This window comes from Amycolatopsis sp. NPDC003676 (assembly GCF_053587275.1).
This window is the reverse complement of sequence record NZ_JBSFNS010000005.1, coordinates 1-21577: the sequence shown is the minus strand read 5'-3', so window position 1 is coordinate 21577 and position 21577 is coordinate 1. Positions and strand designations below refer to the sequence as shown.

Genomic DNA, 21577 nt, shown 5'->3' with positions numbered 1-21577 from the left:
CGGACTACCCGACCGGGTTACCGTCCGAAAATGACCAACAACCGCAGCCGCATAGTCGGTGTCCTTTTCGCACTGCTGGTCGGTTTCCTGGGGTTCGGCACGGCCGCGGAGGCCGTCCCGCTGTCCCCGGCGGCGCCGGCGTCCGTGCAGCCGAAGCAGAACTCCTGTGGGGATCTGTCCGGGTTCACGCACGTCAAGCTGTCGGCGCTGCCCGCGCAGGCGACTGACACCTACAAGCTCATCCAGACGAACGGCCCGTTCCCGTACCCGAAGAACGACGGCGTCGTGTTCACCAACCGGGAGGGGATCCTGCCCTCCTGCGCGTCGAGCTACTACCACGAGTACACCGTGCCCACGCCCGGTTCGAGCAACCGCGGCACCCGGCGGATCGTGACCGGCCAGGGCGGCGAGTACTTCTACACCGGCGACCACTACGCCACGTTCCAGGTCATCGACATCGACGGCGGCAGCACGCCCACGAAGTGCGGCGACCTGTCGAAGCTGAGCCCGGTCGGCTACTCGACGCTTTCCGACGAGGCCAAGAAGGTCGTCGACGGCGTGCGCGCGGGCACCCTCAGCGACGGCACGACCTACCAGAACCGCGAGGGCGTCCTGCCCGCGTGCGACGCCGGCTACTACACGCTGTACGACGTCGGCTCGGAGGACCGCGTGATCTCCGGCGACGGCGGCGAACTCGTCTACACGCCGGACCACTACGCCACCTTCCAGAAGATCGATCTCAACGGCTGATCGCGGCGCGGCGGGGCGGTCTCACCGACGGGTGAGGCCGCCCCTTCCCGTCCGTGCCAGGACACGCCCGGTCGGGTGCTCGTTCACCGGTTCAGGCTGCGAAGCGGGCAGACTGGAAGCCAGTGATCGGGGAAACTGCTTGAGGGAGTGGCCGTGTACCGGGTTTTCGAGGCACTCGACGAGCTCGTCACGATCGTCGAAGAGGCGCGTGGGGTTCCCATGACGTCCAGCTGCGTGGTGCCCCGCGGCGACGTCCTCGAGCTGCTCGACGACGTCCGCGACGCGCTTCCCGGCGAAGTGGACGACGCGCAGGACGTGCTCGACAAACGCGACGACCTGCTGCTGGCCGCGCGCAAGGAGGCGGGGGAGACCGTCGCCGGCGCGAACGAGGAAGCCGAGCGGACGGTGTCGGACGCCACGTCCGAGGCCGAGCGCATCCTCGCCGACGCGCGCGCCCACGCGGAGCAGATGCTGGGCGACGCGCACAACGAGGCCGAGCGCATGGTCGCGGGCGGGCAGGCCGAGTACCAGAACCTCACCGAACGGTCCCGCGCCGAGTCCGAGCGGATGATCCAGGCCGGCCGCGACGCCTACGACCGCGCGATCGAGGACGCCCGCGCCGAACAGGCCCGGCTCGTCTCGCAGACCGAGGTCGTGCAGGCCGCGCACGCCGAATCCGCGCGCATCGTCGACGAGGCGCACGCCGAAGCCGACCGCCAGCGCGCCGACTGCGACGCGTACGTGGACGGCAAGCTGGCCGAGTTCTCCGAACTGCTGGCCACCACGCTGCGCACCGTCGATTCGGGCCGCAACCACCTGCGTTCGCCTTCGACCGGCCACGGCAACGGCCGCTCGACGCTGTACGACTACCAGGTCTGAGTTCCCGCCGCGGGTGTTCCGGCCGGTTGGGACGGGATGCCGAGGCTGTCGGCGGGGCAAGCGGCCCCAATGTGGCATTGGGTGCGTCAGATGCACCCAATGTGGCGTTCGGTGCGTCGCATGCACCCAATGCCACATTGGGGCGCATGACCGCCGCGCATCCGGTACCGCCCGGCACTGCGGCCCGTGCGTGCCGGTCACGGTTCCGGCCGCGATCGGTGCTCGCCAGGTCCGGCCACCTCCAACGCGGTTGCGGGGCCTGCGTACGCTGGTAGGCGATGTCCGAAAACCCTGCCCAGAACCCCCGCCCCGCGCAGCTCGACGACCGCAGCCCGTGGGTGGTCGACACCCGTGAGCTCGGCCGCCGCGCGGGACTCAGCCGGGAGCTGCGCCGCAGCGCGCCCGTGCCGACCGCGCTCGGCGTCCCCGGCGTGCTCGAAATCCGCGAAGGCGAGCCCGTCGAGCTCGACCTGATGCTCGAATCCGTCGTCGAGGGCGTCCTCGTCACCGGCACCGCGACCGCGGTCGCCACCGGCGAGTGCTCGCGCTGCCTCGACCCGGTCACCGAGCACATCGAGGTCGACCTCACCGAGCTGTTCGCCTACCCGGGCTCGGCCACCGAGGAGACCACCGACGAGGACGAGATCCCTCGCCTCGTCGACGACCGGATCGACCTCGAGCCGACCGTCCGCGACGCCGTGGTGCTGGCGCTTCCGCTCGCCCCGCTGTGCCGCGAGGACTGCCCCGGTCTGTGCATCGAATGCGGCGTCAAGTGGGCCGATCTCGAGCCCGGACACGGGCATGAGAAGATAGATCCTCGGTGGGCCGCGCTGGTCGAGCGATTCGACGAGAACGCGGGCGAAAAGCCTGCGCACGGCTCCGGAGAGCAAGCCTGACGAGCGTCCAGCTCGATCCGGGAGAAGTAAGTTCGCTCGCATCCGCGAGCAGACCGTTTGAAGGAGATCTACTCGTGGCCGTCCCGAAGCGGAAGATGTCGCGATCCAACACGCGCTCCCGCCGCAGCCAGTGGAAGGCGGCTCCGGTTCAGCTGGTGCCCTGCTCCAACCGCGCCTGCCGCCAGCCGAAAATCCAGCACGTCGCTTGCCCGGCTTGCGGCCAGCACAACGGCCGCCAGGTCGTCGAGCCCGCCTGAGCGGGCAGCCGACCATGGGGGGTAAGCCCGTCGGAGGACCCGCGGCCGATCCCGCATCGTTGCTCGAGGCGCTCGGGGTCGTTCTTGACCCCGAGCTGCTCCGTCTTTCGCTCACGCACCGCTCGTACGCGTACGAGCACGGCGGCCTGCCGCCGAACGAGCGACTGGAGTTCCTCGGAGACGCGGTGCTCGGCCTCGTCGTCACCGACCACCTCTACACCACCCACCCCGACCTGCCCGAGGGCCAGCTCGCGAAGCTGCGCGCCAGCGTCGTCAACATGCACGCGCTGGCGGGCGTCGCACGCGGGCTCGGCGAGGGCGGGCTCGGGGCGCATCTGCTGCTGGGCAAGGGCGAAGAGCTCACCGGCGGCCGGGACAAGGCGAGCATCCTCGCCGACGGTCTCGAAGCCGTCATCGGCGCCACGTACCTCGCGCACGGCATCGAGGTCGCGCGCAAGCTGGTGCACCACCTCTTCGACGGGTTGCTGGCCGAGGCTCCGCTGCGCGGGGCTGGCCTCGACTGGAAGACCAGCCTGCAGGAGCTGACCGCCTCCGGGGGACTCGGCGTGCCCGAGTACCGCGTCGAGGACAGCGGTCCCGACCACCGCAAGGAATTCACCGCCACCGTGCTGGTGGCGGGCCGCGCGCTGGGCGAAGGCAACGGCACCACGAAGAAGGAAGCCGAGCAGAAGGCCGCGGAGACCGCCTGGCGGGCGCTGTCGGAGGAACTCGGCACCGGCGACGACGCGAGCTGAGTCGTTTTTTCTTCCCGGGGCCGGCCGACGTGAATGTCGGCCGGCCTCGGTTTTTGGTTCTGAGGCACGGGCCCGCCGGTTTTGTCGGGGGCGCCGGGCAGAATGAGCGCATGCCCGAACTACCCGAGGTCGAGACCGTCCGCGCCGGTCTCGAAGCGCACGTCGCCGGCCGTACCGTCCGGGCCGTCGAGGTGCTGCACGACCGCGCCATCCGGCGGCACGCCCAGGGAGCTGCCGACTTCACCGGACGGCTCGCCGGAGTCACGATCGAGGCGGCCCGGCGGCGCGGCAAATACCTGTGGCTGGAACTGTCCGACGGCGAAGCGGTGCTGGCACATCTCGGCATGAGCGGCCAGATGCTGGTGCAGCCCGAGGGCTCGGCGGACGAGAAACACCTGCGCGTCCGCGTCCGCTTCGCCGACGGCGGGCCGGAACTGCGGTTCGTCGACCAGCGCACGTTCGGCGGCCTAGCGCTGGACGAACTGGTCGAGGTCGACGGCGACAGCCTGCCCGGCACCATCGCGCACATCGCCCGGGACCCGATGGACCCGAAGTTCGACCCGGAGGCCGCCGTGCGCGCGCTGCGTTCGCGGCGGACCGAGGTGAAACGCGCGCTGCTCGACCAGACGCTGGTGTCCGGGGTGGGCAACATTTACGCCGACGAGGCGTTGTGGCGCTCCAAACTGCATTGGTCGCGGCCGACCGAGAAACTCACTGCCGCACAGGGGCGAACGCTGGTGTCCGCGGCGAGCGACGTGATGTCGGCGGCGCTGCTCGCGGGAGGTACGTCGTTCGACGCGCTTTATGTGAACGTGAACGGGGAATCGGGGTATTTCGAGCGCTCGCTCGACGCGTACGGCCAGGAAGGAATGCCGTGCCGCCGCTGCGGTTCGCCGATCCGGCGGGAGCCGTTCATGAACCGGTCGTCGTTTTCATGTCCGCGGTGTCAGCGGCGGGCTCGGGTGGCTTAGCCGCGCGGTGGACCGGTGGCGAGGCTGGGCTGGGCGGGTCCGTTGTGGGTGTGGTCGGGCGAGAACGGGAGGTCGCTGAGCACCGCGCGACTTGACCGGTAGCGATGCCCGAACCGCGCGAACCAGCGGCCTTTTCCTTCCGCGTCACCGACATTGGGCGGCGAAAAGCCTTGTGCTGCTGGCACATCGGTGAATTCAAGCTCAAGCTGTCTCCTCGCGGGCGAAGAGCGGTTCCGCCGCTTCCAGCCGCGGGACCGAGATGCCTGACCGGCGTGCTTCGGCCAGCGTGTCCCGGCAGACCTCGCGCGGCTCCTCCGCGTCAGGGTTGTTGTGTGCCGCGAAACTCGCGCGCACCGGCCCGACGTGGGCGGTCAGCCAGGCGAGCACGGGGGCCGTCAGCCAGGTGGGCGCTCGGAACAGCAGCAGGCCGCCGCGGTGCCGTCGCAGGTCGATACCGCGCGCTTCGAGGAGCGGCAGAAGTTCGCGCCCGGCCAGCAGGCCCTCGCGCATGTCGCGCGTCGATCCGGCCAGGTCGGACAGGGAACCCAGCCGCAGGCCCTGGGAGAACAGGCCCGCATCCGACACGAAATGGACCCACAGCCAGCCGCGGAAGTCCGGCCGCTCCTTGATCCGGAGTCCGGCCTCGCGAAACGCCTTGCGCACGGCCAATTCCCGGTAGGTCGGGGGCTCGCCGAGAGTGCCGAAGACGACCGACCGCAGCAGGAATCCGCGGAGCACGCCGTCCGCGCCGAAACCTCCGCCGCCTTGGGGGAAGCCCCAGGCGACCTGGTCGACGGGGAGTGCGCCGATCGCGTCCAGCGGCTCGGTCCAGAGGTTGCCGAAGACCAGCACCGTGGCCCGGCCGACGCGCGGAGCCAGGAAATCCGTCGCCTCCGCGAGGCGGTGGTGGCCCACGCTGAGCACGATCAGGTCGAAGTCGTGGTCCGGTTCGAGCTCCTCCCGGAGGCGCACCGGCCACTTCTCGACGACGCGCTGCCCCAGCGGCCGGTGCCGCATATCGAACAGGTCGAACTCGACGGTGTCCCCGTACGTCGCCGCGCGGCCCGGCCGGACGTAGAACTCGACCTCGTGTCCCGCTCGTTGCAGGGCCCAGCCGTAGATGGTGGCGATCACGCCTCGGCCGAACATCAGGATCTTCACGCTGCACCTCGTGGGGTAGCATTCGATGTGGAGACAATCTCCACTTTTCAAAATATGGAGATTACCTCCACTTGTCAACGCGAGGGAGAGCATGACCGCCGACAAGCCGCTGCGGGCCGACGCCCGGCGCAACCGCGACGTCCTCATCGCCAAGGCACGAGAGATCTTCGACGCCGGCGAGTTCTTCGACCTGCGCTTCGACGACTTCGCGAGCCTGGCCGGGGTGGGCACCGGCACGCTCTACCGGCATTTCCCCACCCGGGAGGCGCTCGCCGAGGCGGTCTACCACGGGGAAGTCGCCGCGCTGTGCGACCGCGCGCGCGAACTGCGGGCCACGCTGCCCGCGGCGGAGGCTTTGGCGACTTTCCTGCGCGGCATGGTCGACCACATCGACGCCCACGAGGGGTTGGCCCGGACGCTGGCCACGCTCATGGCCGAACGGTCAGGCGATCTCGCCGAGGGCAGTCAGGCGCTGGAGCAGGCTGTCGCCGACTTGGTGGCCGCCGCGGTGCGGGACGGCAGCATTCGCGACGACGTGGATTCCGGTGCCGTGATGATGGTGCTGCACGGCATCGGCGCGGCCCACGACCGTCCACATTGGCGTGCCGAGGCTGACGACGTCATCACCCTCTTGCTGGACGGGCTGCGCCGTCCGCAGTGACACCGCGCGGCGGTGCGGTTTCAGGATGGTCGCGTAGTCGCGCGGAGGCGAGCGAAAACCAAGCCAGCAACGGTAATCGCGACCGCGAGCCAAGCGAACCAATCGCCGAAGCGCGTGTGGAACGTCTGGCCGGGACCCGCTGGAACGTCGGCGGCGACGGTCGTGAACGGGGCTGGTCCGCCGGTGCGGGCCTCGCCGAGGACGCGGCCGTAGCCGTCGGACAGCATCAGGCTGCCGTTCGCGTCGGAGAGCGCGATCGACTGTCCACTTTCGACACCCCGGAGCAGCGCGTTGCGGGTGTGCTGCCAGCCGCCCTCGTCGTTGGTGCCTGGCGGGACGGCCAGTTCGGCCGGGATCGCGAGGATCCGCGAACCGGCGGCGGCGTAGTCGCGGCTGGGGGAGGCGAACGTCGTGTCGCCGCAGATCACCAGTCCGGTCGGGACCTCGGCGCCCGGAACGAACACCAGATCGCGTCCCGGCGGGCTCACCAGGTCGTGGTGCTTCAGGTACCGAGCGGGTGACGAGCCGTCGGCGGGGAAGGCCAGCGCGTAGTCGTAGTTGTGCTTGCCTGGCCGGTCGTAGTACTCGAAGCCGACCACGATCGCCGCGCCCCGGGTCTTGGCCGCGCGCCGCATCGGCTCTACCAACGCGGCTGGCCATTCCTCCTCGGCACTGAAAGCGGCTTCGGGCAACACGACGAGCTTCACGCCGTCCGGCATGGCGGAGATCTGCTGGAGGTAGTCGTTGACCAGGGCCCTGCCTTGAGCGGTGCCGAGCGAGGGACCCCAGTGGTAGCCAGCATTCTGCGTGATAGCGGCCATCCGCACCGTCGAGCCGCCTGTGCCGGAAAGCCGTAAAGCTCCGCCGCCAAGGGACAAAGCCACAATGACCGCGGCGACAACGCCAATGCGCACCCGCGACGCTCCGGGCGCGCACATCGCGGCGACCGCGAAAGCGGGCAGCAGCACCAGGAACTCGACGCCCCACATCCCGGCCCACGAAGCGGTTTGAAGCACGAGCGGCGTGTCGCCCTGGTCATTGGCGAGGGAACCCATCATCCCCATCGGGTTCAGCGTGGCGATCAGGTACAAGAGCGCGGTCCACGCCGCCGGTGCGGCGAGGCTGGCCAGCAGCGTCCGGCTTCGGCGTACCAAAGCCCAGAACAGCCACACCGCGAAGGTGAACACCAGCGACATCCCGACGTCGATGGCGGCGCCGAACGGCCACAACGGTTCGTCGCCGGAATGTGTTTGGTAGGCCCACGTATTCGCGGTGCCGAGCAGGAACGCGCCGAACGCGGTGCTCACCGCGGTCCAGCCGCTGGCGCGGGTTGCCAGCAGCAGCACGGGAAACGGCGCGAGCCAAGTCAGCGCGGCGATCGGGTCCAGTCCGGTGCCGAAGTAGAAGAGCGCGGCTGAAGAAAGCAGCGCGACCGGGACTTGCCAGCGGGCATTACGTTCTGAGGCCATCGAAAATCCTCCGGGAAGTACGTCGGCACAGCGCACGGAACTCGGGTTCCGCCGCCCCCATCCGGCCGGCGAGGTAGTGCAGCACCATGCCTTGCGTTTGCGTGCTGACGGTCAACGCGGCTTCCGGCGGATCGTCGTCGCGCAGCACGCCGTCGCGGATGCCTTCTTCGATCAGCCGGACCAGCGCGGTGAACGGCGGCGAACCGGGTTCGCGGAAACTGTCGGGATATACCCGGGCCCGTGCCCAGCTTTCGGTCATCAAGAAGCGGTACAGATGCGGCTGGCCGAGGGCGAAATCCAGGAACCGGTCCAGCAGCGTGTCGAAGCGGTCGAACCATTCGCCGTCCGGCTCCGGGTCTTTCCATGCCGCGCCCAGTTCGCGGCCGGTGGAGTCGGCGACCGCGCGCAGCAGAACCTCGCGGTTTTCGTAATGCCGGTAGATCGCCATCGCGGTGACTCCGGCGGCTTCGGCGACCCGGCGCATGCTGACCGCCGCCGCGCCCTCGGCGGCGATGATCTCGCGCGCTGCCGTCGCGAGCCGTTCTGCTGTCGGGATCTCGACCATGTCTACACTGTAGACCACGGAGGTCTACGTCGTATACCTGTCCGTTCGTCTCCCGCTGACCTGGTCGAATGGGCAGCGATACCGCCGAACGGCCGCTCGCCGCGCACACTACTGCGCTATGCGTGGTAGCTTCTCTCGCGCAGGACCGGGGAAGGAACGCCGTGGAGATCAGTCAGCTGCTCAAGGGAGTGCTGGACCTGGCGGTCCTCGCGGTGCTGCGCGACGACGACGGGTACGGATACGACGTGCTGCGAAGGCTGCGCACCGCCGGCCTGGAGGAGGTCGGGGACGCGTCGGTGTACGGCACGCTGCGGCGGCTGTACAAGGCGGGATTGCTGACGTCGTACGTGGTTCCGAGCGAAGAGGGCCCGCATCGCAAGTACTACAGCTTGAACGACCGGGGCAGGGCGCGGCTCGCCGAGTCGGCGCGCACGTGGCGCAGCTTCGCGTCCACTATGGACAGTTTGGTGAAAGAGCGGGCCTGACCGCGCGGACAGGCGAAACCGCGGGCACGAATCGGGGAGAGGCAGCATGAGCACGGACAAGCCGACGGCCGCGCGGGTGTACCTGTCGAGGGTGCGCACCGCGCTCGCGGACCTGCCCGCGAACGAGATCGAGGAACTGCTCGAGGACGTCCGGCCGCAGCTGGCCGAGATGGAGTCGGAAGCGGGCGCGGCGGCGCGGGTCGAGGACCTCGTCGCGCGGCTCGGCACTCCCGAGAGCTACGCGGCCGAACTGCGGGCGTCCGGCGGCTATCCGTCCGCCCCGGCGGCGTCGGAAGCGGTGACTGAGGTGCTGCCGACGACGAAGCCGAGCCGGGTGGGACCGCGGCTTGCCCTGTGGGGCTTGGTCTTCTGCGCGGCGGGGACGGCGATGATCGCGTTCTACACCGCGGTGCGCTTCAATGCCGAGGCGCTGGCCGGGATGATCTTGCTGGCCCCGGTGTTCGCGGTGAGCGTGGCGTTCCTGTTGCTGCGCGGGCTCGACGCGATGCGGGAGCTGCCGGAGGTGGTCCGCGCGCGGGCGATGGTGAAGTCGATGCGGGAGGACCGCTCGGCCGACCGCGCGCTCACGTATCTCAATTCGCTGAAGCCGGCGTGGTGGGTGGTCTGCGGGTTCGCGCTGCTCGCGTTCGGGCTGCTGCTGATGATCCGGGACCTGCACGCGGTCCTGCTGCTGCCGGTGCTGCTCGTCGGCGCGGGACTGGTGATGTGGGCGGGCCCGCGGATCAAGGCCGACGGCCGGATGCTGTGGATCGCGGTGCCGGTGTCGGCGTTCGTGGTGGGCAGCGCGTTCGGCGGCCTCGGCGCGGCGGTCCACCTGGTCCGGGACCGCACGTATTCGTCGAGTTCGACCCCGGCGTACGCCTCGTCGATGTACCAGGACTCCCACGGCAACGAGTCGCTGCGCTACGGCCAGCACGAACTGACCAATCTGTATGCCTTCGACGCGAACGGCAAACCGCTGGAGAACGTCTATCTCTACGACGACCGCGGCCGCCCGCTCACGATCACGCGCTACGGCTGCGAGAAGGACACCGGCACGAGCCAGATGACGGGGCAGGACAACCAGTTCCCGCGTCCGAAGGTCGTCGAGGGAGTGCAGGACGACCACGGGAACGTCAACGGCTACAACGGTTATCGCGGCTATTGCCGGGAGGACGCGGGGGTGCCGTTCGCGGCGGTGATCCCGAAGGCTCCGGCGACATCCGGGACTCCTGTTCCGCCGAGCAGCCCGCCGAAGTCCGCTCCGCCGACGAGGTAGTGCGGGGGAAGGCTGGTTCCGCTGCCTCGCTCACGAGACTCGGCCAGCACCGCGACGGCCGCTGGCCCAGCCTTGCCGCAGCTGCCTCCGGCGGAGACAGCGGTCGTTGCCCGGTGCCGGTCGCTCGGCGGGAGCCTGCCCCGGTTCGAGAACCGGCACCGGAAACGCCGCAGCTGGGTTTCGCTTGGTCAAGCCGATCTCGCCGTGCCGGATTCGTAGGCCGGCAAGGCCCGGAACGCGAAACCGGGCGCCAAGGCCGCGAAACGGCCCGGGCGCCCGGGAGGCGAGTCGGCGAAACTCAGTGGTTGAACGCCGAGCGCGCCGCCAGGTCCGCCAGCAGCTGGCGGCCCTTCTCGGCGTTGCGCGGCTGCGACAGCACGTCGTAGCGCTGCGCGACCAGCTGGCTCTGCGAGATGAACCCGCGCTTGTTGCGGTTCGCCGCGTAGCCCAGCGCGCCGAAGGCCACGTTGAACACGACACCCGCGGCGAGGCCGAGCACGATCGACAGCAGCCCGGCGGCCGGGTTGAGCATGCTCAGCACCAGGCCCAGGAACAGGCCGAACACCGCGCCGGACATGGCCGCGCTGCTGAGCATCCGGCTCCAGCTCATCTTGCCCGCGATGCGCTCCACGAGCATCGGCTGGACCCCGACGATCGTGACGTCGGTGACCGGGAAATCAGCGTGCGCGAGGTGGTCGACGGCCTGCTGGGCCTGCTCGTAGGACTCGTACGACCCGATCGGCCACCCGGTGGGCAGCGTCGGGAGCTGCGGCCGCGCCTGCTGCTGGCTGAACGTGGTCTGCGTGAATGCTTCAGTCATCCCTCTCACCTCTCTTGCCCGGTCCAACGCACGAGGCGGCGGATTTGGTCCCGGACGCACCCGATTCACAGTATCTTCTCAGCCGGGCAACCCGGACATAGCAGGCGCCGCCTGGGCGAGCCGCGCCGGACCCGCGTTTAAAGGTCTATGAAAATACCTTTCAGTGGATTGACCCTGGCAGGACCGCCCGGTAAGAAGAAGCCGCAAAGGACCTGATCCGAACCTTTGGGGCGATGCGATGGCGGCCAGGCGAGGAATGCTCACGCTCGAAGATCTCCGCGAACGGGTGACGGCGGGCACGATCGACACGGTGCTCGTCGCGCTCACCGACATGCAGGGGCGGCTCCAGGGCAAGCGCTGTTCGGCGGAGTACTTCCTCGAAGAGGTGGCCGGCCACGCGACCGAGGCGTGCAACTACCTGCTCGCGGTGGACGTCGACATGAACACCGTCGACGGCTACGACATCTCGTCCTGGCAGAGCGGCTACGGCGACTTCGTGCTCCGGCCGGATTTCGCGACGCTGCGGGAGATTCCGTGGCAGGAGGGCACCGCGCTGGTGCTCGCGGACGTCGAGCGCGTGCAGGGCGGCCCGGTTTCCGTATCGCCGCGCCAGGTGCTGCGCCGCCAGCTCGACCGGCTCGCTGAGCACGATCTGAAGGCGTACGTGGGCACCGAACTCGAGTTCATCGTGTTCGACGACTCCTACGAGACCGCGTGGGACAAGCGGTATCAGGACCTCAAGCCGTCCAATCAGTACAACGTCGACTACTCCATGCTCGGCACCGCGCGCATCGAGCCGCTGCTGCGCCGGATCCGCAACGGGATGGCGGGCGCGGGCCTGTATCCGGAGTCGGCGAAGGGCGAGTGCAACCCCGGCCAGCACGAGATCGCCTTCCGGTACGCCGAAGCGCTCGCGACGTGCGACAACCACGGCATCTACAAGAACGGTGCGAAGGAGATCGCCGCGCAAGAGGGCAAGAGCCTCACGTTCATGGCGAAGTACAACGAACGCGAGGGCAACTCCTGTCACATCCATCTGAGCCTTCGCAGCAAGTCCGGCGAAGCGGTGCTTCCCGGCGACGGCGACCACGGCTTCTCGAAACTGATGCAGCACTTCCTCGCCGGACAGTTGGAGGCGTTGCGCGAGCTGACGTACTTCTTCGCCCCGAACATCAACTCGTACAAGCGTTACGTCCCTGGCAGCTTCGCGCCGACAGCGATCGCGTGGGGCACGGACAACCGTACGTGCGCGTTGCGCGTTGTCGGGCACGGTGACGGGTTGCGCGTCGAGAACCGCGTACCCGGCGGAGACGTGAACCCGTACCTCGCAGTCGCCGCGATGATCGCTGCTGGGCTGCACGGCATCGAGAACGAGCTGCCGCTGGAGCCTGAGTTCGTGGGCAACGCGTACGCGTCCGACAAGCCCACTGTGCCTGTCACGCTCGCCGAAGCCGCTGAAGTCCTCGAAGGCAGCCGTATCGCGCGAGATGCCTTCGGTGCCGATGTAGTCGACCATTACCTCAACGCCGCGCGGATCGAGCGCGAAGCGTACGAGCGAGCTGTGACCGATTGGGAGCGCATCCGTGGTTTCGAACGACTCTGACCCACCTGTCATCGGGCTCAGCACTTACTCGGAACGTGCGAAGTTCCTGGCCTGGGACACCGAGGCGACACTGCTGCACCGGGTGTACGCGGACTGCGTGGTCAAGGCGGGCGGGATTCCGGTGCTGCTGCCGCCAGTGAGCACGAACTACGACACGCTCGTCGGACGCATCGACGGCCTCGTCCTTACCGGTGGCGCGGACGTCGAACCCAGCCGTTACGGCCAGGAGCCGCACGAGAAGACGTACATCCGCCCGGAGCGCGACGCGTTCGAGTTCGGCCTGTTCGCGGCGGCGCGCGCGGCCGGAAAGCCGGTGCTCGGGGTGTGTCGCGGGCTGCAGGTGCTGAGCGTCGCGCTCGGGGGCACGCTCGCGCAGCACCTGCCGGAAACCCTCGGCGACGCAACGCATCAGCCAGCCCCGGCGACGTTCGGCACCAGCACGGTCAGCCTGGTCGACGGCACGCGGGCGGCCGCGATTCTGGGCCAGGAAACGAAAGTCCAGTGTTACCACCATCAGGCGATTGACCGGCTCGGCTCCGGCTTGATCGCGTCCGGCCACGCGGCGGACGGGACGGTCGAGGCCGCGGAGGTGCCGGGGGAGTTCGTGCTCGGCGTGCAGTGGCATCCGGAGCAGGACAGCGACGACCTCCGGCTGTTCGCCGCGCTGGTGAACGCTGCGAGGGAGGGGAAATGACGACGTTCGAGGTGCGCAACCCGGCGACCGCGGAGGTGGTGCGCCAGGTCGAGCTGACCAGCGAGGCGGAGACCGACGCCGCGATCGCCCGCGCGCACGCCGCGTTCCCGGCCTGGCGGGCAGTCGCCCCGGGCGATCGGGCGAGGCTGCTGCGCCGGTTCGCGGACGCGGTCGACGCCGACCGGGAGACCCTTGCCCGGCTGGAGGTCGAGAACTCCGGGCACACCATCGGCAACGCCCGCTGGGAAGCGGGCAACGTACGCGACCTGCTCGAATATTCCGCTGGCGCGCCGGAACGGTTGCTGGGCAAGCAAATCCCGGTCGACGGCGGTGTCAACGTCACTTTCCACGAGCCGCTGGGCGTGGTCGGCGTGATCGTGCCGTGGAACTTCCCGATGCCGATCGCGGGCTGGGGTTTCGCGCCCGCGCTCGCGGCGGGCAACACGGTCGTGCTCAAACCGGCCGAGCTGACTCCGCTCACCGCGCTGCGGCTGGCCGAACTCGCTCGTGAAGCGGGAATCCCCGAAGACGTCTTCCAAGTGCTCCCGGGCAAGGGATCGGTTGTCGGGCAACGGTTTGTCACGCATCCGGCGGTGCGCAAGGTCGTGTTCACCGGCTCCACCGAGGTCGGCAAGCAGGTGATGGCCGGCTGCGCGGCACAGGTGAAACGGGTGACGCTGGAGCTGGGCGGCAAGAACGCCAACATCGTGTTCGCCGACGCCGACCTCGAGAAGGCCGCGGCGACCGCGCCGTACGGGGTGTTCGACAACGCCGGGCAGGACTGCTGCGCACGGTCGCTGATCTTGGTGCAGGACAACGTTTACGACCGGTTCCTCGAACTGCTGGAACCCGCGGTGCAGGGCGTGGTCGTCGGCGATCCCGGCGACGAGGCGACCGAGATGGGCCCGCTGATTTCCGCGGACCACCACGCGAAAGTCTCCTCCTACGTCACCGAACAGACGCCGGTGGCCGTCCGCGGTAGCGCGCCGTCCGGACCGGGTTACTGGTTCGCGCCGACCGTCGTGCTCCCGCCCGGGCTCGACGATCCGCTGGCCCGCGACGAGATCTTCGGCCCGGTCGTCGCGGTGGTCCGCTTCCGCGACGAGGCCGAGGCCGTGCGGATGGCCAACGACACCGAATACGGCCTGTCCGGCTCGATCTGGACCCGCGACGTCGGCCGTGCCTTCCGGGTCGCGCGCGGCGTCGAATCCGGGAACCTGTCGGTGAATTCGCATTCTTCGGTCCGCTACTGGACGCCCTTCGGCGGCTTCAAGCAGTCCGGCCTCGGCCGCGAACTAGGCCCGGACGCCGCGGCCGCCTTCACCGAAACGAAGAACGTTTTCCTGAGCACGGAGGAATGAACCAGATGGTGCAGCGTTTTGACGGCCGCGTCGCGGTGATCACCGGCGGCGCGAGCGGCATCGGCCTCGCCACCGCCAAACGGCTGGCGAGCGAAGGCGCGAAGGTGGTGATCGGCGACGTCACGCCGGAGCAGGGCAAGGCGGCCGCCGACGCCGTGGGCGGGGCCTTCGTCCAGGTCGACGTCACCGACGCGGACCAGGTCGAGGCCCTTTTCCAGACGACGGTCGACGAGTTCGGCGCGGTCGACGTCGCGTTCAACAACGCGGGCATCTCGCCGCCCGAGGACGATTCGATCCTCACCACCGGCATCGAAGCCTGGGAGAAGGTGCAGCGGGTCAACTTGACCTCGGTGTACCTGTGCTGCAAGGCCGTGTTGCCGCACATGCAGCGCCAGGGCCGCGGTTCGATCGTGAACACCGCGTCGTTCGTGGCCGTGATGGGGGCCGCGACGTCGCAGATTTCGTACACCGCTTCGAAGGGCGGTGTGCTCGCCATGACGCGCGAGCTGGGCGTGCAGTTCGCGCGCGAGAACATCCGGGTCAACGCGCTGTGCCCGGGGCCGGTCAATACGCCGCTGCTGAAGGAACTCTTCGCTAAAGACCCGGAGCGCGCGGCCCGGCGTCTGGTGCACGTTCCCGTCGGGCGCTTCGCCGAACCGGAGGAGATCGCTGCCGCGGTGGCCTTCTTGGCGAGCGATGACGCCAGCTTCATCACTGCCGCCCAGTTCCTCGTCGACGGCGGCATCTCGGGCGCTTACGTAACCCCGCTGTGACCGTACGTGAGGGGAACCCTGAGGGAATCAGAGTCAATCAGGGTTCCCCTCACGTACCTTCGGCGAGGGGTGTGGCGTAGGCCGGGCGCAGTAGACTGAGGGGTGAAGCGGCAGGTAGGGTGGCCGCAACCACAACTGAACACAGGGCCGTTCGAGCCGGAGCGGGAGAGTCCCATGTCAGCAGTGGGACACCGAAGGAGCAAACTCCCCGGAATCTCTCAGGTAACCGCTACCGCTTTTGGCGAGGCCACTCTGGAAAGCAGGCGCACCCGCGCCTCACCCAAGGTGAAAGCCGCGTCGAGCGCGGTGAAACTCTCAGGTGCCCATGACAGAGGGGGAGTTCCCAGTGCACCGCCGCGCCCGGTGCCCGTCCCGAGGAGCTCCCATCACCTCCACCCCCTTCGACACCCGCCACATCGGTCCCGGCGAGGCCGAGCGGGCGAAGATGCTCGCCGAATGCGGTTACGGAAGCCTGGACGCCCTCGTGGAAGCGGCGGTGCCGACCGCCATCCGCACCGCGGGCGACCTGGCGCTGCCGGAGCCCGCGTCCGAGGAAGAGGCCACTGCTGAGCTGCGCGCCCTTGCCGCGCGCAACCGGCCGATGACGCAGATGATCGGCCTCGGCTACTCCGACACCGTCACCCCGGGCGTGATCCGCCGCAACGTGCTCGAGAACCCGGCCTGGTACACCGCGTACACGCCGTACCAGCCGGAGATCTCGCAGGGGCGGCTCGAAGCGCTGCTGAACTTCCAGACCGCGGTGTCCGACCTGACCGGGCTGGCGATCGCCAACGCCTCGATGCTCGACGAGTCCACCGCCGTGGCCGAGGCGATGACGCTGATGCGCCGCGCGGCGAAGTCGAAGTCCAATGTGGTCGTTCTCGACTCCGAATGTCTTCCGCAGACCGTCGAGGTCGTGCGGACGCGCGCCGCCGGTCTCGGCATCGAGGTGCAGGTGCGCGACCTGCTCACCGGTTTGCCGGAGGAGTTCTTCGGCGTCGTCGTGCAGTACCCCGGCGCGTCCGGCGTGCTGCGCGGCCGCAAGTTCTACCACGCGGTTTCCGAAGCGGCGAAGGCTGCGGGCGCGCTGTACACGGTCGCTGCCGACCTGCTCGCGCTCACCCTGATCGCCGCGCCCGGTGAGTTCGGCGCGGACGTCGCCGTCGGTTCTACGCAGCGCTTCGGCGTGCCGCTGGGCTACGGCGGTCCGCACGCCGGGTACATGGCGGTGCGCGCCGGTCTGGAGCGTTCGCTGCCGGGACGTCTCGTGGGCGTGTCCGTGGACGCGGACGGGAACACCGCGTACCGCCTCGCGCTGCAGACGCGCGAGCAGCACATTCGTCGCGAGAAGGCGACCTCCAACATCTGTACCGCGCAGGTGCTGCCCGCAGTGCTTGCCGCGATGTACGCGGTCTACCACGGTCCCGAGGGTCTGAAGGCGATCGCGACGCGGGTTCACGAACTCGCTGCCGGTCTCGCGAACGCGCTGCGCGCCGGTGGCGTCGAAGTGATCCACGAGGCCTTCTTCGACACTGTCGTCGCGAAGGTGCCTGGCCGTGCCGCTGAAGTGCACGCGGCCGCGCGCGAAGCGGGGATCAACCTCGGCCACATCGACACTGACCACGTCCGCATCGCCTCCGACGAGGTCACGCGTCCCGACACGCTCGCGAAGGTGCTTCGCGCCTTCGGTGTCGACGGTGAGTGGGAAGCCGCGCAGGCGCTCCCGAACGGCCTCGCCCGCGAGAGCGGCTACCTTACGCACGAGGTGTTCAGCTCGCACCGGTCCGAGACGTCGATGCTGCGTTACCTGCGCCGCCTCGCCGACCAGGACTTCGCGCTCGACCGCGGGATGATCCCGCTCGGTTCCTGCACGATGAAGCTCAACGCCACCACCGAAATGGAGCCGATCAGCTGGCGCGAGTTCGCGGGCATCCACCCGTTCGCGCCCGCCGAGGACGCCGAGGGCTACCACGAGCTGGTCCGCCAGCTGTCCGGCTGGCTGGCCGAGGTCACCGGCTACGACCAGGTGTCGCTGCAGCCGAACGCGGGCAGCCAGGGCGAGCTCGCCGGGCTGCTGGCCATCCGCGCCTACCACCAGGCGAACGGACAGCCCGAGCGCGACGTCTGCCTGATCCCGTCGTCCGCGCACGGCACCAACGCCGCGTCCGCGGTGCTCGCCGGGATGCGCGTGGTCGTGGTCAAGTGCACCGACGAGGGCAACGTCGACCTCGAAGACCTGCAGTCCAAAGTGGACCAGCACGCCGACGACCTCGCCGCGATCATGGTCACCTACCCGTCCACGCACGGCGTCTACGAGCACGGCATCGAGCGGCTCGCCAAGATCGTGCACGACGGCGGCGGCCAGGTGTACGTCGACGGCGCGAACCTCAACGCGCTGCTGGGCCTGGCGAAGCCGGGCGAGTTCGGCGGCGACGTCTCGCACCTGAACCTGCACAAGACGTTCTGCATCCCGCACGGCGGCGGCGGTCCCGGCGTCGGCCCGGTCGCGGCGCGCGAACACCTCGCGCCGTACCTGCCGAACCACCCGCTGCTCGCGCAGGCCGGACCGGACACCGGCGTCGGCCCGATCAGCGGCGCGCCCTACGGTTCGGCGTCGATCCTGCCGATCTCGTGGGCGTACGTGCGGATGATGGGCGCGCCCGGGCTCACCGAGGCCACCAAGGTCGCGGTGCTCGCGGCCAACTACATCGCCGCCCGGCTCGCGCCGCACTACCCGGTGCTCTACACCGGCCAGGACGGCCTCGTCGCGCACGAGTGCATCCTCGACCTGCGCGGCATCACCAAGGAAACCGGCGTGACCGTGGACGACGTCGCGAAGCGGCTCATCGACTACGGCTTCCACGCGCCGACCATGTCGTTCCCGGTCGCGGGCACGCTCATGGTCGAGCCGACCGAGAGCGAGGACCTGGCCGAGATCGACCGGTTCTGCGAGGCGATGATCGCCATCCGGCACGAGATCGACGAGGTCGCGGCCGGTCGCTGGACCGCCGAGACGAGCCCGCTGCGCGGCGCGCCGCACACCGCGTCGTCGGTCATCGGCGAGTGGACCGCGGACTACGACCGCGAGCTGGCGGCGTACCCGGTCGGCGTGGCGCGCAAGACCAAGTACTGGCCGCCGGTGCGGCGGATCGACGGCGCGCGCGGCGACCGCAACCTCGTCTGCTCCTGCCCGCCCCTCGACTCCTACGACGCGTGAGCGTGTCCTCCGCTCGCGACAACGAAAGGCTTCCTGTGACGGAAACCCCCCTGCACGAGGTCCACAAGGATCTCGGTGCGCTCTTCACCGATTTCGCCGGCTGGTCGATGCCGGTGCGCTACGCCAGCGAACTGGCCGAGCACAAGGCCGTGCGCGAGGCGGCCGGGCTGTTCGACCTGTCGCACATGGCCGAGATCCACGTCCGCGGCGCGCAGGCCGCCGACGTGCTCGATTACGCGCTGGTCGGCAACCTGACCGGCGTGAAGCCGGGCCGCGCCCGCTACACGATGATCTGCGACGCCGACGGCGGCGTGCTGGACGACCTGGTCGTCTACCGGCTCGCCGACGAGGAGTATCTGGTCGTGGCCAACGCGGGCAACGCCGCCGTGGTCGCGGACGCGCTGGCCGAGCGCGTCGCCGGCTTCGATGCGGTGGTGGAGAACCGGTCCGCGGACACCGCGCTGATCGCGGTCCAGGGCCCGAAGGCGGTCGACGTGCTCGCCGCGGTGACCGACGCGGACCTCGCTTCGCTGAAGTACTACGCGAGCGTGCCCGCGGTCGTGAAGGGCCACGAGGTCCTGCTGGCCCGCACCGGCTACACCGGCGAGGACGGCTTCGAGCTGTTCGTGCCCGCGGCCGAGGCTCCGGCATTGTGGGCGCTGCTGACCGAGGCGGGCCAGGACCACGGTCTGGTTCCGTGCGGACTCGCGTGCCGCGACACGCTGCGTCTGGAAGCCGGAATGCCGTTGTACGGCAACGAACTCAGCCGCGAGCTGAACCCGTTCGCCGCCGGTCTCGGCCGGGTCGTGAAGTTCGAGAAGCCGGGCGACTTCGTGGGCCGCGCGGCCCTGGAGGAGCTGAAGAAGGCCGACGTCCCGCGGGTGCGGGTCGGCCTGCGCGGCACCGGCCGCCGCGCCCCGCGGCACGGGTACGCCGTGCTGTCCGGGGATGCCACTATCGGGGAGATCACCAGCGGCGCGCTGTCGCCGACGCTGGGCTACCCGATCGCCATGGCGTATGTAGACCGGGAGCACGCCGAGCCCGGCACCGCGCTGTCCGTCGACATCCGGGGCCGCGTCGAGCCGGTCGAGGTCGTCGCCCTGCCCTTCTACTCCCGAGCCTGAGAGGCCCTTCGCACAATGAGCATCCCCCAGAACCTGTCCTACACGAAGGAACACGAGTGGCTGTCGGTCTCCGACGGCGTCGCGACGGTGGGCATCACCGCGTTCGCGGCCGGCTCGCTCGGCGACATCGTGTTCGTGCAGCTGCCCGGCGTCGGCGACACCGTCACCGCGGGCGAGGTGTTCGGCGAGGTCGAGTCGACGAAATCGGTCAGCGAGCTGTACTCGCCGGTCAGCGGCGAGGTGGTGGCGGTGAACGAGGCCACATCGGACACCCCCGAGGTCATCAACTCCGACCCCTACACCGAAGGATGGCTGCTGCAGGTGCGGCTCTCGGGCGACGTCCCGGAGCTGCTCGACGCGTCCGCGTACGCCGAGCTGACCCAGGAGAACTGATGACCGCCCCGTTCGACGCCCGCCTGTCCGAGGTCGACCCCGAGGTCGCCGCCGCGGTGGCCGCGGAGCTGGACCGCCAGCAGTCGACGCTCGAGATGATCGCCTCGGAGAACTTCGCGCCGGTCGGCGTGCTCGAGGCGCAGGGCTCGGTGCTGACCAACAAGTACGCCGAGGGCTACCCGGGCCGCCGCTACTACGGCGGCTGCGAGCACGTCGACGTCGTCGAGCAGCTCGCGATCGACCGGGCCAAGGCGCTGTTCGGCGCGGAGCACGCGAACGTGCAGCCGCACTCGGGCGCGCAGGCCAACGCGGCGGCGATGTTCGCGGTGCTGAAGCCGGGCGACACCATCCTCGGCCTCGACCTCGCGCACGGCGGCCACCTGACGCACGGGATGAAGATCAACTTCTCCGGCAAGCTGTACAACGTGGTCGCCTACCACGTCGACAAGGAGACCGGGATCGTCGACGTCGCCGAGATCGAGCGGCTCGCGGTCGAGCACAAGCCGAAGCTGATCGTCGCCGGCTGGTCGGCCTACCCGCGCCAGCTCGACTTCGCCGAGTTCCGCCGGATCGCCGACCTGGTCGACGCCAAGCTGATGGTCGACATGGCGCACTTCGCCGGTCTCGTGGCCGCCGGGCTGCACCCGTCGCCGGTGCCGCACGCGGACATCGTCACGACCACCACGCACAAGACCCTCGGCGGTCCGCGCGGCGGCCTGATCCTGTCCCGCCAAGAGCTGGCGAAGAAGATCAACTCGGCGGTGTTCCCCGGCCAGCAGGGCGGTCCGCTGGAGCACGTGATCGCGGCCAAGGCCGTGGCGCTGAAGATCGCCGCGACCGACGGGTTCCGCGAGCGCCAGGAGCGCACCCTGGAAGGCGCGAAGATCCTCGCCGACCGGCTCTCGCGCACCGACTGCGCCGAGGCGGGCGTCCGCGTCCTCACCGGCGGCACCGACGTGCACCTGGTGCTCGTCGACCTGGTGAACTCCCAGCTCAACGGCCAGGAAGCGGAGGACCGGCTGCACTCGGTCGGGATCACCGTCAACCGCAACGCGGTGCCGTTCGACCCGCGTCCGCCGATGGTCACCTCGGGGCTGCGGATCGGCACCCCGGCGCTGGCCACCCGCGGTTTCGGCGCCGACGACTTCACCGAGGTCGCCGACATCATCGCCGAGACGCTGAAGCCGGACTTCGACGAAGCCGCGCAGCAGGCGCTGCGGGGTCGCGTGGAGCTGCTGGCCAAGAAGCACCCGCTGTACGCGGACCTGAGCCGATGAGCGCGCAGCCCGAGGGGCGGAAGCTGTTGCGGCTTGAGGTGCGCAACAGCGAGACGCCGATCGAGAAGAAGCCGTCGTGGATCAAGACCCGGGTGCGGATGGGTCCGGAGTTCACCGAACTCAAGGGCCTGGTCAAGCGCGAGGGTCTGCACACGGTTTGCGAAGAAGCTGGTTGTCCCAACATCTA

At 69.5% G+C, this 21577-nt stretch carries 21 protein-coding genes, 1 pseudogene and 1 riboswitch; of the genes and pseudogenes, 18 read left to right on the top strand and 4 right to left on the bottom strand.

Features of this window, described 5'->3' with window-relative positions; translation table 11 throughout:
* Window positions 1–30: 30 nt before the first annotated feature.
* The 6 genes from ACWDNU_RS04395 (at window position 31) to mutM (ending at window position 4508) form a co-directional block, all read left to right on the top strand.
* Window positions 31–750 carry a ribonuclease domain-containing protein gene (locus tag ACWDNU_RS04395; protein WP_449667730.1) on the top strand — a complete coding sequence of 240 codons (720 nt, stop codon included), beginning with the start codon at window positions 31–33 and terminating at the stop codon, window positions 748–750.
* A 153-nt stretch (window positions 751–903) separates the two neighbouring features.
* A complete protein-coding gene (locus tag ACWDNU_RS04390; protein ID WP_449667729.1) occupies window positions 904–1629 on the top strand; it encodes a DivIVA domain-containing protein in 726 nt (241 codons plus the stop codon).
* Between the two features lie 278 nt (window positions 1630–1907).
* Window positions 1908–2525, top strand: coding sequence for a YceD family protein (locus ACWDNU_RS04385; RefSeq protein WP_449667728.1), 618 nt, complete (start codon window positions 1908–1910; stop codon window positions 2523–2525).
* A 74-nt stretch (window positions 2526–2599) separates the two neighbouring features.
* On the top strand, window positions 2600–2782 hold the full coding sequence (gene rpmF, locus ACWDNU_RS04380; RefSeq protein WP_009074209.1) for a 50S ribosomal protein L32: 183 nt from the start codon (window positions 2600–2602) through the stop codon (window positions 2780–2782).
* Between the two features lie 14 nt (window positions 2783–2796).
* The gene (gene rnc, locus ACWDNU_RS04375) at window positions 2797–3537 is read left to right on the top strand and encodes a ribonuclease III (RefSeq protein WP_182892148.1); all 741 of its coding nucleotides are present in this window, start codon (window positions 2797–2799) and stop codon (window positions 3535–3537) included.
* A gap of 110 nt (window positions 3538–3647) precedes the next feature.
* Window positions 3648–4508, top strand: coding sequence for a bifunctional DNA-formamidopyrimidine glycosylase/DNA-(apurinic or apyrimidinic site) lyase (mutM, locus tag ACWDNU_RS04370; protein ID WP_449667727.1), 861 nt, complete (start codon window positions 3648–3650; stop codon window positions 4506–4508).
* A 201-nt stretch (window positions 4509–4709) separates the two neighbouring features.
* Here mutM and ACWDNU_RS04365 read toward each other — a convergent pair whose 3' ends face one another.
* The gene (locus tag ACWDNU_RS04365) at window positions 4710–5669 is read right to left on the bottom strand and encodes a ketopantoate reductase family protein (protein ID WP_449667726.1); all 960 of its coding nucleotides are present in this window, start codon (window positions 5667–5669) and stop codon (window positions 4710–4712) included.
* A 91-nt stretch (window positions 5670–5760) separates the two neighbouring features.
* On the opposite strand from ACWDNU_RS04365, the gene ACWDNU_RS04360 reads away from it, so the two are divergent.
* Window positions 5761–6330: a TetR/AcrR family transcriptional regulator gene (locus ACWDNU_RS04360; RefSeq protein ID WP_370939572.1), complete on the top strand. Its 570-nt coding sequence runs from the start codon at window positions 5761–5763 to the stop codon at window positions 6328–6330.
* A gap of 20 nt (window positions 6331–6350) precedes the next feature.
* On the opposite strand, the gene ACWDNU_RS04355 is transcribed toward ACWDNU_RS04360, so the two are convergent.
* Together ACWDNU_RS04355 and ACWDNU_RS04350 are read right to left on the bottom strand one after the other, a co-directional pair.
* Window positions 6351–7799 carry a nitrilase-related carbon-nitrogen hydrolase gene (locus tag ACWDNU_RS04355; protein WP_449667725.1) on the bottom strand — a complete coding sequence of 483 codons (1449 nt, stop codon included), beginning with the start codon at window positions 7797–7799 and terminating at the stop codon, window positions 6351–6353.
* Window positions 7783–8364, bottom strand: a complete 582-nt coding sequence (locus tag ACWDNU_RS04350) for a TetR/AcrR family transcriptional regulator (RefSeq protein WP_449667724.1) — start codon at window positions 8362–8364, stop codon at window positions 7783–7785. The genes ACWDNU_RS04355 and ACWDNU_RS04350 overlap by 17 nt, the downstream gene beginning before the upstream one ends.
* 161 nt (window positions 8365–8525) lie before the next feature.
* Here ACWDNU_RS04350 and ACWDNU_RS04345 point away from each other — a divergent pair, with 161 nt between their 5' ends.
* Window positions 8526–8849, top strand: coding sequence for a PadR family transcriptional regulator (locus tag ACWDNU_RS04345; RefSeq protein WP_449667723.1), 324 nt, complete (start codon window positions 8526–8528; stop codon window positions 8847–8849).
* Between the two features lie 46 nt (window positions 8850–8895).
* The gene (locus ACWDNU_RS04340; protein WP_449667722.1) at window positions 8896–10128 is read left to right on the top strand and encodes an HAAS signaling domain-containing protein; all 1233 of its coding nucleotides are present in this window, start codon (window positions 8896–8898) and stop codon (window positions 10126–10128) included.
* 298 nt (window positions 10129–10426) lie between these two features.
* Here ACWDNU_RS04340 and ACWDNU_RS04335 read toward each other — a convergent pair whose 3' ends face one another.
* Complete coding sequence (locus ACWDNU_RS04335; RefSeq protein WP_009074217.1) at window positions 10427–10948, bottom strand: general stress protein; 522 nt, start codon at window positions 10946–10948, stop codon at window positions 10427–10429.
* Window positions 10949–11204: 256 nt separating this feature from the next.
* Between ACWDNU_RS04335 and ACWDNU_RS04330 the strand changes: the two genes are divergently transcribed.
* The 9 genes and pseudogenes from ACWDNU_RS04330 to ACWDNU_RS04290 all read left to right on the top strand — a co-directional run.
* On the top strand, window positions 11205–12551 hold the full coding sequence (locus tag ACWDNU_RS04330) for a glutamine synthetase family protein (RefSeq protein ID WP_449667721.1): 1347 nt from the start codon (window positions 11205–11207) through the stop codon (window positions 12549–12551).
* Complete coding sequence (locus ACWDNU_RS04325) at window positions 12532–13245, top strand: gamma-glutamyl-gamma-aminobutyrate hydrolase family protein (RefSeq protein WP_449667720.1); 714 nt, start codon at window positions 12532–12534, stop codon at window positions 13243–13245. Before ACWDNU_RS04330 ends, ACWDNU_RS04325 begins: the two co-directional genes overlap by 20 nt.
* The gene (locus ACWDNU_RS04320) at window positions 13242–14606 is read left to right on the top strand and encodes an aldehyde dehydrogenase family protein (protein WP_449667719.1); all 1365 of its coding nucleotides are present in this window, start codon (window positions 13242–13244) and stop codon (window positions 14604–14606) included. The genes ACWDNU_RS04325 and ACWDNU_RS04320 overlap by 4 nt, the downstream gene beginning before the upstream one ends.
* Before the next feature lie 5 nt (window positions 14607–14611).
* Entirely contained in the window at window positions 14612–15379 is a 768-nt protein-coding gene (locus ACWDNU_RS04315) for a 3-oxoacyl-ACP reductase (protein WP_182892139.1), read from the top strand.
* 152 nt (window positions 15380–15531) lie between these two features.
* Window positions 15532–15624, top strand: a riboswitch (glycine riboswitch).
* 140 nt (window positions 15625–15764) lie between these two features.
* On the top strand, window positions 15765–18596 hold the full coding sequence (gcvP, locus tag ACWDNU_RS04310) for an aminomethyl-transferring glycine dehydrogenase (protein WP_449667837.1): 2832 nt from the start codon (window positions 15765–15767) through the stop codon (window positions 18594–18596).
* A 35-nt stretch (window positions 18597–18631) separates the two neighbouring features.
* Window positions 18632–19720: a glycine cleavage system aminomethyltransferase GcvT gene (gene gcvT / locus ACWDNU_RS04305; protein WP_449667718.1), complete on the top strand. Its 1089-nt coding sequence runs from the start codon at window positions 18632–18634 to the stop codon at window positions 19718–19720.
* 15 nt (window positions 19721–19735) lie between these two features.
* Window positions 19736–20113 carry a glycine cleavage system protein GcvH gene (gene gcvH / locus ACWDNU_RS04300; RefSeq protein WP_067589411.1) on the top strand — a complete coding sequence of 126 codons (378 nt, stop codon included), beginning with the start codon at window positions 19736–19738 and terminating at the stop codon, window positions 20111–20113.
* Window positions 20113–21390, top strand: a complete 1278-nt coding sequence (glyA, locus tag ACWDNU_RS04295; protein WP_370939561.1) for a serine hydroxymethyltransferase — start codon at window positions 20113–20115, stop codon at window positions 21388–21390. The genes gcvH and glyA overlap by 1 nt, the downstream gene beginning before the upstream one ends.
* Window positions 21387–21577, top strand: a pseudogene (locus ACWDNU_RS04290) (lipoyl synthase); the annotation flags it as partial. The gene glyA and the pseudogene ACWDNU_RS04290, both read left to right, overlap by 4 nt.

What these genes read in the sequence shown, in the direction of transcription:
- mutM (WP_449667727.1), top strand. Translation starts at nt 3,648, where the DNA reads ATGCCCGAACTACCCGAGGTCGAGACCGTCCGCGCCGGTCTCGAAGCG.
- ACWDNU_RS04320 (WP_449667719.1), top strand. Translation starts at nt 13,242, where the DNA reads ATGACGACGTTCGAGGTGCGCAACCCGGCGACCGCGGAGGTGGTGCGC.
- glyA (WP_370939561.1), top strand. Translation starts at nt 20,113, where the DNA reads ATGACCGCCCCGTTCGACGCCCGCCTGTCCGAGGTCGACCCCGAGGTC.
- ACWDNU_RS04355 (WP_449667725.1), bottom strand. Translation starts at nt 7,799, where the DNA reads ATGGCCTCAGAACGTAATGCCCGCTGGCAAGTCCCGGTCGCGCTGCTT.
- ACWDNU_RS04385 (WP_449667728.1), top strand. Translation starts at nt 1,908, where the DNA reads ATGTCCGAAAACCCTGCCCAGAACCCCCGCCCCGCGCAGCTCGACGAC.
- ACWDNU_RS04395 (WP_449667730.1), top strand. Translation starts at nt 31, where the DNA reads ATGACCAACAACCGCAGCCGCATAGTCGGTGTCCTTTTCGCACTGCTG.
- rnc (WP_182892148.1), top strand. Translation starts at nt 2,797, where the DNA reads ATGGGGGGTAAGCCCGTCGGAGGACCCGCGGCCGATCCCGCATCGTTG.
- ACWDNU_RS04350 (WP_449667724.1), bottom strand. Translation starts at nt 8,364, where the DNA reads ATGGTCGAGATCCCGACAGCAGAACGGCTCGCGACGGCAGCGCGCGAG.
- ACWDNU_RS04315 (WP_182892139.1), top strand. Translation starts at nt 14,612, where the DNA reads ATGGTGCAGCGTTTTGACGGCCGCGTCGCGGTGATCACCGGCGGCGCG.
- ACWDNU_RS04330 (WP_449667721.1), top strand. Translation starts at nt 11,205, where the DNA reads ATGCTCACGCTCGAAGATCTCCGCGAACGGGTGACGGCGGGCACGATC.
- ACWDNU_RS04360 (WP_370939572.1), top strand. Translation starts at nt 5,761, where the DNA reads ATGACCGCCGACAAGCCGCTGCGGGCCGACGCCCGGCGCAACCGCGAC.
- ACWDNU_RS04335 (WP_009074217.1), bottom strand. Translation starts at nt 10,948, where the DNA reads ATGACTGAAGCATTCACGCAGACCACGTTCAGCCAGCAGCAGGCGCGG.
- gcvH (WP_067589411.1), top strand. Translation starts at nt 19,736, where the DNA reads ATGAGCATCCCCCAGAACCTGTCCTACACGAAGGAACACGAGTGGCTG.
- ACWDNU_RS04340 (WP_449667722.1), top strand. Translation starts at nt 8,896, where the DNA reads ATGAGCACGGACAAGCCGACGGCCGCGCGGGTGTACCTGTCGAGGGTG.